General features: G+C 73.9%; 11 protein-coding genes. 7 read left to right on the top strand and 4 right to left on the bottom strand.

Features of this window, described 5'->3' with window-relative positions; genetic code table 11:
- The 7 genes from MHY49_RS17995 to MHY49_RS17965 all read left to right on the top strand — a co-directional run.
- A partial coding sequence (locus MHY49_RS17995; protein ID WP_239206450.1) for an amidohydrolase family protein occupies positions 1-1,287 on the top strand: 1,287 nt, incomplete at its 5' end.
- Positions 1,288-1,338: 51 nt separating this feature from the next.
- Positions 1,339-1,743 (top strand): RidA family protein, encoded by a 405-nt coding sequence (locus MHY49_RS17990; RefSeq protein WP_239206448.1) that lies wholly within the window; start codon positions 1,339-1,341, stop codon positions 1,741-1,743.
- A gap of 23 nt (positions 1,744-1,766) precedes the next feature.
- Entirely contained in the window at positions 1,767-2,762 is a 996-nt protein-coding gene (locus tag MHY49_RS17985; RefSeq protein ID WP_239206446.1) for a sugar kinase, read from the top strand.
- Positions 2,759-3,376: a bifunctional 4-hydroxy-2-oxoglutarate aldolase/2-dehydro-3-deoxy-phosphogluconate aldolase gene (locus MHY49_RS17980; protein ID WP_239206444.1), complete on the top strand. Its 618-nt coding sequence runs from the start codon at positions 2,759-2,761 to the stop codon at positions 3,374-3,376. The genes MHY49_RS17985 and MHY49_RS17980 overlap by 4 nt, the downstream gene beginning before the upstream one ends.
- A 34-nt stretch (positions 3,377-3,410) precedes the next feature.
- Entirely contained in the window at positions 3,411-4,688 is a 1,278-nt protein-coding gene (locus MHY49_RS17975) for an alanine racemase (protein WP_239206442.1), read from the top strand.
- 70 nt (positions 4,689-4,758) lie between these two features.
- Complete coding sequence (locus MHY49_RS17970; protein ID WP_239206440.1) at positions 4,759-5,532, top strand: class I SAM-dependent methyltransferase; 774 nt, start codon at positions 4,759-4,761, stop codon at positions 5,530-5,532.
- 97 nt (positions 5,533-5,629) lie between these two features.
- Positions 5,630-6,169, top strand: coding sequence for a hypothetical protein (locus tag MHY49_RS17965; protein WP_239206438.1), 540 nt, complete (start codon positions 5,630-5,632; stop codon positions 6,167-6,169).
- Between the two features lie 50 nt (positions 6,170-6,219).
- On the opposite strand, the gene MHY49_RS17960 is transcribed toward MHY49_RS17965, so the two are convergent.
- From MHY49_RS17960 to MHY49_RS17945, 4 genes are all read right to left on the bottom strand, one after another.
- Entirely contained in the window at positions 6,220-7,005 is a 786-nt protein-coding gene (locus MHY49_RS17960; RefSeq protein WP_239206436.1) for a class I SAM-dependent methyltransferase, read from the bottom strand.
- A complete protein-coding gene (locus MHY49_RS17955) occupies positions 7,002-7,793 on the bottom strand; it encodes an ABC transporter ATP-binding protein (RefSeq protein WP_239206434.1) in 792 nt (263 codons plus the stop codon). The genes MHY49_RS17960 and MHY49_RS17955 overlap by 4 nt, the downstream gene beginning before the upstream one ends.
- On the bottom strand, positions 7,790-8,815 hold the full coding sequence (locus tag MHY49_RS17950) for an ABC transporter substrate-binding protein (RefSeq protein WP_239206433.1): 1,026 nt from the start codon (positions 8,813-8,815) through the stop codon (positions 7,790-7,792). Before MHY49_RS17950 ends, MHY49_RS17955 begins: the two co-directional genes overlap by 4 nt.
- On the bottom strand, positions 8,815-9,895 hold a 1,081-nt coding region (locus tag MHY49_RS17945; protein ID WP_239206431.1), incomplete at its 5' end, for an iron ABC transporter permease. The genes MHY49_RS17950 and MHY49_RS17945, both read right to left, overlap by 1 nt.

Below are 9,895 nucleotides of genomic sequence, written 5' to 3'. Positions count from 1 at the left end.
GACCCCGACGTCCCCGGCACGCACACCCCCGGCACCCGCGTCGCCGACCTGCTCGCGGGCTACGACGGCCGGATCCCCCTCGGCGTGGCCTACCTGGTGCCGGCCGGGACGGTGCGCCACGAAGTCATGGGCGCGACGCAGGATGCACCCACGGACGCGCAGCTCGAGCGCATGGTGGCCCTGGTGTCAGAGGGTGTGGCCGACGGGGCCGTGGGCCTGTCCACCGGGCTCGACTACGCGCCGGGCATCTTCGCGGACGCCGCCGAGATGGCTGCGCTGTGCGCGCCGCTCGCGCCCGAGGGTCTGCCGTACGTGACGCACATGCGCGGCGGCTACGAGGACAACGCGCGGGTGGGCGTCGAGGAGGCCGGGCGCATCGGCGCCGCCGCCGGCGTGCCCGTGCACATCTCGCACTTCCACACCCCGGCCGACGAGGCCGCGCGGCTCATGGACTGGCTCACCGGCCAGGGCGTCTCAGGGAGCTTCGACGCCTACCCGTACACGCGCGGCTGCTCGATCCTCGCGATGACCATGCTGCCGCCGGAGCTGAACGCGATGCGGGCCGACGACCTCGTGCCGCTGCTGCAGGAGCCCGCGCAGCGCGAGCGCCTGCGCCGCGAGTGGTTCCCGCGCGTCGCGAAGAACCCGAGCCTGGGCGAGGAGTGGCCCGAGCTGATCACCCTCGCGCACACCGCTGCGCCCGAGCTCGCGTGGGCGCCGGGTCTCACGCTCGCCCAGATCGCCCAGCGCCGCGGCACCGACGCCGTCGATGCCGCCCTGGACGTGCTGGTCGCCTCCCGTCTGGACGCGAACGCGATCATGGCCGCGCACCATCAGCGGCCCGTCGAGGACCTGGGGCGGCTGCTCGCGCATCCGGCGCACATGGGCGGGTCCGACGGCATCTTCATCGGCGCGCACCCGCATCCCCGCGCCCGCGGGACCTTCGCCTCCTACCTCGCCACCTATGTGCGCGAGCACGGCTTCCTGGACTGGGCGCAGGCCGCGACGCACCTGTCGACCGCGGCCGTGGACCGTTTCCACCTGGGCGATCGAGGCCGCATCCGGCCCGGAGCGATCGCCGATCTGGCCCTCGTCGACCCCGATGGCGTGCGGGACGCGGCGACCTACGCCGCGCCGCTGCAGCTCGCCGAGGGGATCGACGACGTGATCGTCGGCGGCCGACCCGTCCTCGCGGACGGCAGGCTGACCGGCATCACCCCGGGCGGAGGCATCCGCGCCTGCGCCCCCGGCGACCGCGGGGAGATCTCGTCGGTCGCCCGTCCCTGACACCATCACTCGTCCCTGACACCATCACGAGACACCCACCGAAGGAGCACCATGAGCAGCGAGAACACCCAGAAGATCGAGAAGACCGCCATCGTCAGCGAGAGCGCGCCGCAGCCCGCGGGCCCCTACAGCCAGGGCATCGTCAGCGGCGACCTGCTGTTCACCGCCGGCTTCGGCCCGCAGGACCGCGCGAACGGCAACGCCGTCGCCGACTCCGTCGCCGAGCAGACCCGCCAGGTGCTGCGCAACGTCCGCTCCGTCCTCACCGAGCACGGCGTGGACATGGACGCCGTCCTGAAGACGACCGTGCACCTCGCGGACCTCGCCGACTTCGCCGAGTTCAACGAGGCCTACGCCGAGTTCTTCACCGAGCCGTACCCCGTGCGCACGACCGTCGGCTCGCAGCTCGCGAACATCCTCGTGGAGATCGACGTCGTCGCCCGCGTGAAGGCCTGAGGACGACGACGGGAGGGCACGGGATGACGAGCGAGGCCGACGCGGTGCACCCGACGCGGGAGGACTCCGGAGGCGGGTCGCGCCCCCTGGACCTGCTCGCGATCGGGGAGACGATGGCGCTGGTGACGCCCGCGCGACCCGAGCCGCTGGAGGACGCCCGCGACTTCCACGTCGGCTCGGGCGGCGCGGAGTCCAACGTCGCCTGCCACCTCGCCGCGGCCGGACGCCGGGTCGAATGGTTCAGCGCTCTGGGTGATGACCCCCTGGGCCGCCGCGTCCGGGCGTTCATCGAGGCCAGCGGTGTCTCCGTCGGGCGTGTGCGCCTCGATGCGGGCGCGCCGACGGGCCTGTACGTCAAGGATCCGGGCGCCGGGGTCTCCTACTACCGGCGGGGCTCGGCCGCCTCCCGCCTGGGCCCGGAGGATCTCGCCGGGATGGACGCGGCGCAGGCGCGGATCGTGCACCTGACCGGCATCACGCCCGCCCTCTCCGAGAGCTGCCGGGCGCTCGTCGACGCGGCCATCGACCGCGCGCCCGGGGCCGGCGCCCTGGTGAGCTTCGACGTGAACCATCGGCCGGCGCTGTGGGCGTCGACCGAGGAGGCCGCGCGCACGATCCTCGCACTGGCGCGCCGGGCCGACATCGTGTTCGTGGGCAGGGACGAGGCCGAGACCCTGTGGGGCGCGGGCACCACTGACGCCGTGCGGGAGCTGCTGCCCGAGGTCCCGCACCTCGTGGTCAAGGACGCCGACGTGGAAGCCGTCGAGTTCTCGGCCGACGGCCGCACGGCGGTCCCGACGCCGCGCGTGGAGGTCGTGGAGGCCGTGGGTGCGGGCGATGCCTTCGCCGCCGGCTGGCTCGACGGCCTGCTCGAGGGCGCGTCCGCGCGCTCGCGCCTCGCGCGCGGGCACCAGTGGGCGGCGCGAGCGCTCTCGAGCACCCAGGACATCCCCGAGCACGGCGATCACGCCGATCGTCACGGCTCATCAGCACCCGACATCCAGGAGGCGACCGCGTGAGCACCCCGATCGACAGCAGCGCATGGTTCGACGAGGCCTTCCGGGCGGCGCCCCTGATGGCGATCCTGCGGGGCATGGGGACCGAGCGCAGTCTCGAACTGGCCGCTACCGCCTGGGACCTGGGCATCGACATGGTCGAGGTCCCGATCCAGGGCTCGGCCGACGAGGAGGCTCTCGCCGCCGTGGTCCGCGCCGGGCGCGAACGAGGAAAGGCCGTGGGCGCCGGGACCGTCATCGACGCGGAGACCGTGCAGTCCGCGTCGCGGGCGGGCGCGGCCTTCACGGTGAGCCCGGGTCTGGACCTCGACGTGGTCCGCGCGAGCGAGGCCGAGGGCATGCCCTCGCTGCCGGGCGTCGCCACGGCGTCCGAGGTGCAGATCGCCCAGAAGCACGGCCTGACCTGGCTGAAGGCGTTCCCCGCCTCCGTGCTGGGCGCCGAGTGGTTCACGGCGATGCGCGGCCCGTTCCCCCAGGTGCGCTTCGTCGCGACCGGCGGCATGCACGCGCGGAACGCCCCGGACGTGCTCGCCGCGGGAGCGCGCGTCGTGGCCGTCGGCAGCGCCCTGGCCGACGCGGACGAGCTCTCCCGGCTCGCACGGATCATCGAGAACTGACCGCCCCACCACGAGACCGAGGACGATGGAGACCATGACGACGACGCAGCCCACTCCCCCGACCACGCGCACCGTCACCGCTGACGACAAGTCCTTCCCCGCGGCGCTCGTCGGCCGCGATGCCGCAGACCTGGACGCGCCGCTCGCGGAGTTCTCGACGCCGCTGTTCGTCCTGGACCGCGAGGCGATGGACCACAACCTCGCCACGATGGCCGCATGGACGAGCGCGCGCGGGCTCGAGCTGATGCCGCACGGCAAGACCACGATGGCGCCCACGCTCTGGCACCGCCAGCTCGCCGCGGGCGCCACCGGGATCACGGTCGCCACGCCCTGGCAGGCGGGCGTCGCCCTGCGCGCCGGGATCCCCACGGTGCAGATCGCGAACATGAGCCTGGACCCGGGGCAGCTGCGGCAGCTCGCGGCGCACCTCTCCGACCATCCGGAGCAGGAGGTCGTGTGCTGGGCGGATTCGTTCGCGGCGGTCGAGCACATGGAGCAGGCTCTTCCTGCCGACGCCCGGTTCGGGGTGCTCGTCGAGCTCGGGGCGGACGGCGGGCGCACGGGCGCGCGCCGCGAGGACGAGGCGGTCGCGATCGCCGAGCGCATCGCGGCCTCGCCCGTGCTCACCCTGCGCGGCGTCGCCGGCTACGAGGGCGCGCTCGCGCATGACCGCTCCCCGGAGTCGCTCGCGACGGTCGGCGCGTACTGCCGTCGCCTCGCCGCGCTCGTCGAGCAGATGCGGCCGCTGGTCGAGGGCACCCCGTGGGTGACCGCGGGCGGCAGCGCGTACTTCGACCTCGTGGCCGAGGCGTTCGCTGGCCTCGAGGACGTGCGGGCGATCCTGCGCTCGGGCGCGTACATCGTGCATGACAGCGGCTTCTACCGCGGCATCTCCCCGCTGGACGCGACCCGCGGCGTCGCCGAGGAGGAGGCACTGCGTCCCGCCATGCGCGCCCATGCGCGCGTGGTGTCCCAGCCCGAGCCCGGGCTGGCCCTGCTGGATGCCGGGAAACGCGACGTGCCCTTCGACGAGGGCCTGCCGACGGTCCTCGCGGTGGCCGACGAGCTCGGCGGCCGGGAGCGGGCGGTCGAGCCGGGTGCCCTCGAGGTGACGGCGTTGAACGACCAGCACACGTTCGTGCGGGGGGACGCCGCGGGCGCGGCGGGCGCTGAGAGCCCGGCGCCCCTCACCGTCGGGCAGGTCGTGACGCTGGGTCTCTCGCACCCGTGCACGGCCTTCGACAAGTGGCGACTGGTGCCGGTGGTCGACGGTAACGGCGTCGTCGTGGAGGCGATCGAGACGCGGTTCTGAGCCCGAGCGGTCGCGAGGCCCACGAGTCCATCCGCCCGGGTGCCGCCACGGAGTCTGCGATCATCGCGGCATGAATCCATGGACGGACCGCGGCCACGCCTACGCGCGGTCCTTCGGATCCCTGTGCGCAGGCACCGTCGACCACCTGCTCGACGCGACCGGGTCCGGAACCCTCCTCGACGCGGGCTGCGGGACGGGCACCCTCGGCGTGCGGGCCGAGTCCCGCGGGCGCAGCGTCACGGCGGTCGACTCCGAAGCGAGCATGGTCGACCTGGCCCGGTCACGCCTGCACGGGCCGGTCCTCCGGGCCTCGCTCCCCCACCTGCCCTTCCCCGATGCCTCGTTCGATGCCGTGGCGGCGAACTTCGTCATCAACCACGTCGGCCGCCCCGCGGAGTCCGTGGCGGAGCTGGCCCGTGCCACCCGGCCGAGCGGCCGGATCGCCATGACCGTCTGGCCAGCGCCGGAACCCGGCGGATGGCAGGGGTTCATCGGTGAGATCTTCGAGGCCGCCGCGGTCGTGCCGATACCGCGACAGGACCTGGATCCCAGGTTCGACTTCGAACGGACCTCCGCGGGGCTCGAGGGACTGGCCCGAGGCGCCGGTCTCGAGGTCGTCTCGGCCTCGGACCTGCGGTGGACCTGGTCGATCCGCCCGGACGACCTCTGGGCCGGCATCGAGGGCGGGATCGCAGGTGCCGGAGCGACCTACGTGGCGCAATCCGACCTCGTCCGCCGCGCCGCGTCCGGCATCTTCGAGGACCGGTGCAACCAGGCCGTCGACCCTCTCGGCCGCCTCAACTTCTCGGTTCGAGCCGCATACGTCGTCGCCGCGAGGCGCTGAAGCGAGTGCCAGCGATCGTGGCACCGTGACCCCTCGTCGGCGGCGCGTCTCCGCCTATCCACCCCCTGCGGCAGCACCCGCCCTCCATGATGGAGCGATGCAGCTCTGCCGACTCCACATCATGGGCGCCTCCGGGTCCGGGACGACGACTCTGGGGCGCGCGATCGCGAACGCGTGGTCGGTCCCCCATGCCGACAGCGACGACTACTTCTGGGTTCCCACATCGCCCCCGTACACCACCCCACGGCCGGTCCCCGAGCGGATCGGGCTCATGCGCACGATGTTCGTCCCCCGCGACGCATGGGTCCTCTCCGGGGCCATCAACGGCTGGGCGGGCGCGGTCCTCGAGGAGTGCGATGCGGTGGTGTTCCTGACCCTGGATCCTCAGGAGCGGATGCGACGACTGGCCGCACGCGAGACGCTGCGTCGAGGAGGGGACATCGAAGACCAGGCCACGACGGAGTTCATGCAGTGGGCCCGCGGATACGACGACCCCGAGTTCATGGGGCGCAGTCGGCGGGCCCACGAGGACTGGCTGGCCTCGATCCCCCAGCCCGTGCTGCGGCTGGACAGCGGGCGACCGGTCGCGGACCTGAAGGACGAGGTCCTGGCCTGGGAGCCGGCCCTGGGCGGGTGAGGTCCCCGAGATGTCCTCGTGACGACGAGCTCGGAGGGCGAGGTGCCCGTCTACGCCCGCACGGCTCGGTACAGGACCTGCAGCTGAGGGTGGTGCCCGGGAGCGACGCCCTGACGTCGGTCCAGCTCCAGCACTTCGTGCAGCGGCGTCGCCGTCACCTGTGCGAAGCCGCCGGCCTCCAGGGCCGCCCGCACCTCGTCGTCCCTGCCCGTGGCCAGGGGGAGCTCGCTGATCACGCCCGCACCGTAAGCGTCCCTGAAGTCCTCGCCGCGCGCTCCCTCGAGGCCCTCGCCCAGCTCGACGCCCTCGGGGAACCAGGCGGAGTCCACGGCGGAGAGGATCCCGCCGGGTCGCAGCAGACGATGCCATGCGGCGAGGGCGCGCTGCGCATCACGCAGCGTCCACAGCACGTAGCGGCAGATGATCGCGTCGAAGCTGCCCTCGGGGAACGGCGGGTCGATCGCGTCCCCGGGCAGGAAGCGCACGCCGGACGCCTTCGCGCGAGCGCGTTCGAGCATGCCCGGGGCGAGGTCGATGCCCGTCACCCGGTGTCCGAGCTCGGCCACCTGGATCGCGGCGTTCCCGCTGCCCGTGCCCACGTCGAGCACGTCGAGCACCTCCGGCGGGTGCGCCGCCGCGGGGGCATCGGGCGATCGATCCGTCGCCGCGGGGTCCGCCGGGTCGGGTGCGTGCGCCGGATCGGGCGCGAGCGCGCGCTCCCACACTCCCCGCCAGGTCCGTCGGGCGTCCGCGGAGCGCAGGCGCGCGGTCTGCTGGTCGTCGTACTCGTCGGCCCATCGCGACCAGTACGCCGTCATCCGATCCTGGACGCTCATGCGGTGCTCCGGTGGTGGAAGAGGAACTGGGCGGTGCCGTCGTCTGCCCGGCGCTCCTCCGCGCCGACGCCGTAGACCTCCTGCAACTGCGGGGCGCGCAGGGCCTCGGCCGGCGTCCCCTCGGCGAGCAGGCGGCCGTCGTGGAGCACGGCGACCCGGTCGCAGTAGCGGGCCGCGAGGTTCAGATCGTGCAGGACGACGATCGTCGCGAGCCCCAGCTGCCGCACGATGTGCAGCACCTCGTGCTGGTAGCCGACGTCCAGGTGGTTGGTGGGCTCGTCGAGCAGGAGCACCTCCGGCTGCTGGGTGAGCGCCCGGGCGATGAGCACGCGCTGGCGCTCTCCTCCCGAGAGCGTCGCCATGTCCCGGCTCGCGAGCGCGAGCGCGCCCACCTGCTCGAGGGCCCGTCGGGCGATCTCCCGATCATGGCCGGGCCGATGGCGCAGCCCCCGGTGGGGCGCGCGCCCCAGGAGCACGACGTCGGCGACGGTCATCGGCAGCTCGCCGCCTCTCTCCTGCACGACCACCGCGAGACGGCGCGCCCTCTCCCGCCCGCTGAAGGACCGCACCGGCCTGCCGTGCAGCAGCACCTCGCCGCCTGCCGGGCGCAGGGCGGCCGTGAGCACGCGCAGCAGCGTCGTCTTCCCGCTGCCGTTGGGGCCGACGAGGCCCACCACCTCGCCGCGCCGCACCGCCAGGTCCACGCCGTCCAGCACGCGCGCGGAGGCATAGGAGTGGTGGATGCCGCGCGCGTTCAGCACGGCCGGGGAATCCGGGGCGGGGCTCATGCGTGGAGCTCCGAGAGCCAGTGCGCGAGCCGCTCGGCCCCGTCGACGACGAGCGGCGAGGCGGGCTCGGTGAAATTGAAGAGCTGGGCGCGCACGCGCCCGCCCTGCACGGCGGCGAGGTCGGAGATCCCCGCGGTGCGCTCCAGCTCGGGGAGCACGTCGGAGCCGTCGCCCTCGTCCTGGTGGAGGACGATGAGGTGGTCGGGGTCGGCGTCGATCAGGGCCTCGCTGCTGACCTCGAACACGCGCTCGGACGAGGAGGCGAACACGTTGTCGAGGCCCACGGCGTCCAGCTGGGGCGTGGCCATGGACGCCGCCCCGTAGGTGTACAGGGGCCCGCCGCCCACCGTCGGGTAGAGGACCGCGGCCGACATCCGCTTCCGCGAGGAGGCGTCCTCGCGCACCGTGTCCACGCGCTCGTCGAGCGCGGAGACGAGCTGGTCGGCGGCCTGCTGCCGGTCGAAGATCCGGCCGTACTGTCGCACCTCGTCGAACAGGTCGTCCCAGTCAGCGGCGCCGGCGCCGTCGCAGTACACGTTCTGGACGAGCACCTGCGCGCCGGCCGACGAGAGGCCCTCGCGGGTCACGCCGTCGGGGAGGCCGAGCACGAGGTCCGGCGACTGGGCGATCACCACCTCCTGGTTGATCTGGAGGTGGCCCGCGCCGTTGATGTCATCGGAGAGGACGTCGATGGCGGCGACCCGCTTCGCGAGGTCCCCGAAGTGCTGGGCCCGGTAGTAGGCCGGGGAGAAGACACCGGCCTTGGCCACCACGGTGTCCAGCACGCCGATGCCGTCGAGGATCGTGACCGGTGCCGTCTCGAGCAGCACCACGCGCTCGGGGGCGGCGTCGAAGGCGAGGGTCGCCTCGCAGTCGGTGATCTCGAGCGGGTACCGGGTCGTGCCGTCCCCGTCGGACGGCCCGGCCGCGGACGACGTCGAGCCGTCGTCGCAGCCCGAGAGCGCGGCGGCGCCGAGCGCGCCGAGCACGAGAGGGGCGAGCAGGGCGGTGCGGCGATCCATCAGAGGCCTCTCGTGTGCAGGCGGCGCACGAGCACCACCAGGAAGGGGGCGCCCACCAGGGCGGTGAGGACGCCGATCGGCAGCTCGCGCGAGGCGAGCGCGATCCGGGCGATGGCGTCGGCCCAGATCAGGAAGAGCGCGCCGAGCAGAGCGGCGACGGGCAGCATGCGTCGGTGGACGCTGCCCACCAGGCGTCGTGCGAGGTGCGGGATGACCAGACCCACGAAGCCGATCGCCCCCGCGGCGCTCACCGCCGCACCGGTGCACAGGGAGACCACGACGAGGAGCCCCACACGGGCGCGATCGGGGTGGATGCCGAGGGACCAGGCGGTCTCGTCGCCCGCGGCGAGCGCGTCGAGGACCGGCCCGAGCACGGTGAGCGCGAGCGTGCCCAGCAGGCCCGCGGCCAGGACCAGCGCGAGGAAGACGTCCCAGTGCCCCAGGGCGAGGGAGCCGAGCATCCAGAACATCACCGACCGCGACCCCTCCGCGGAGTCGGAGGTGAAGATCAGCAGGTTCGTCACCGCCGAGAGCACGTAGCCGACGGCGATGCCGGCCAGCAGCATCCGCAGCGAGGTCACCGCTCCGTGGGCGCGGGCCAGGACGAGCACCGCGAGCGCGGCGAGCATGGCCCCGGCGAAGGCGAGCACGGGCTGGGCCGCCGCTCCGAGCATCCCTCCCGCCCCGAACAGGATCGCGGCCGCGGCCCCCGCCGAGGCCCCGCCGGAGATGCCGAGCACGTAGGGGTCCGCCAGCATGTTGCGCACCATGGCCTGCAGCGCCGCCCCGGACACGGCGAGGCAGGCGCCGACGCCCACGCCCAGCACGACGCGCGGGGCCCGCACCGCCCAGATGATCGAGTCCTGCGCGGCGGTGGCGTGCGCGTCGACGGGAAGGCCGAGGTGTGGGAGCACGATCCGCGCGGCGCGCAGGGGCGGGATGGCGACGGGGCCGATGCCGAGGCAGACCACGACGCTGAGCAGCAGTGCCGCGGCGAGTGCGACGGTCCACAGGATCGCCCGACGCTCGCGGCGGGCGAGGCCGAGGGGATCGTGGGCGGGGGTCGCGGGACGGTCGGAG

This window comes from Brachybacterium sp. ACRRE (assembly GCF_022346485.1).
Classification (GTDB): Bacteria; Actinomycetota; Actinomycetes; order Actinomycetales; family Dermabacteraceae; genus Brachybacterium; species Brachybacterium halotolerans.
This window is presented reverse-complemented; position numbering and strand designations above follow the sequence as displayed.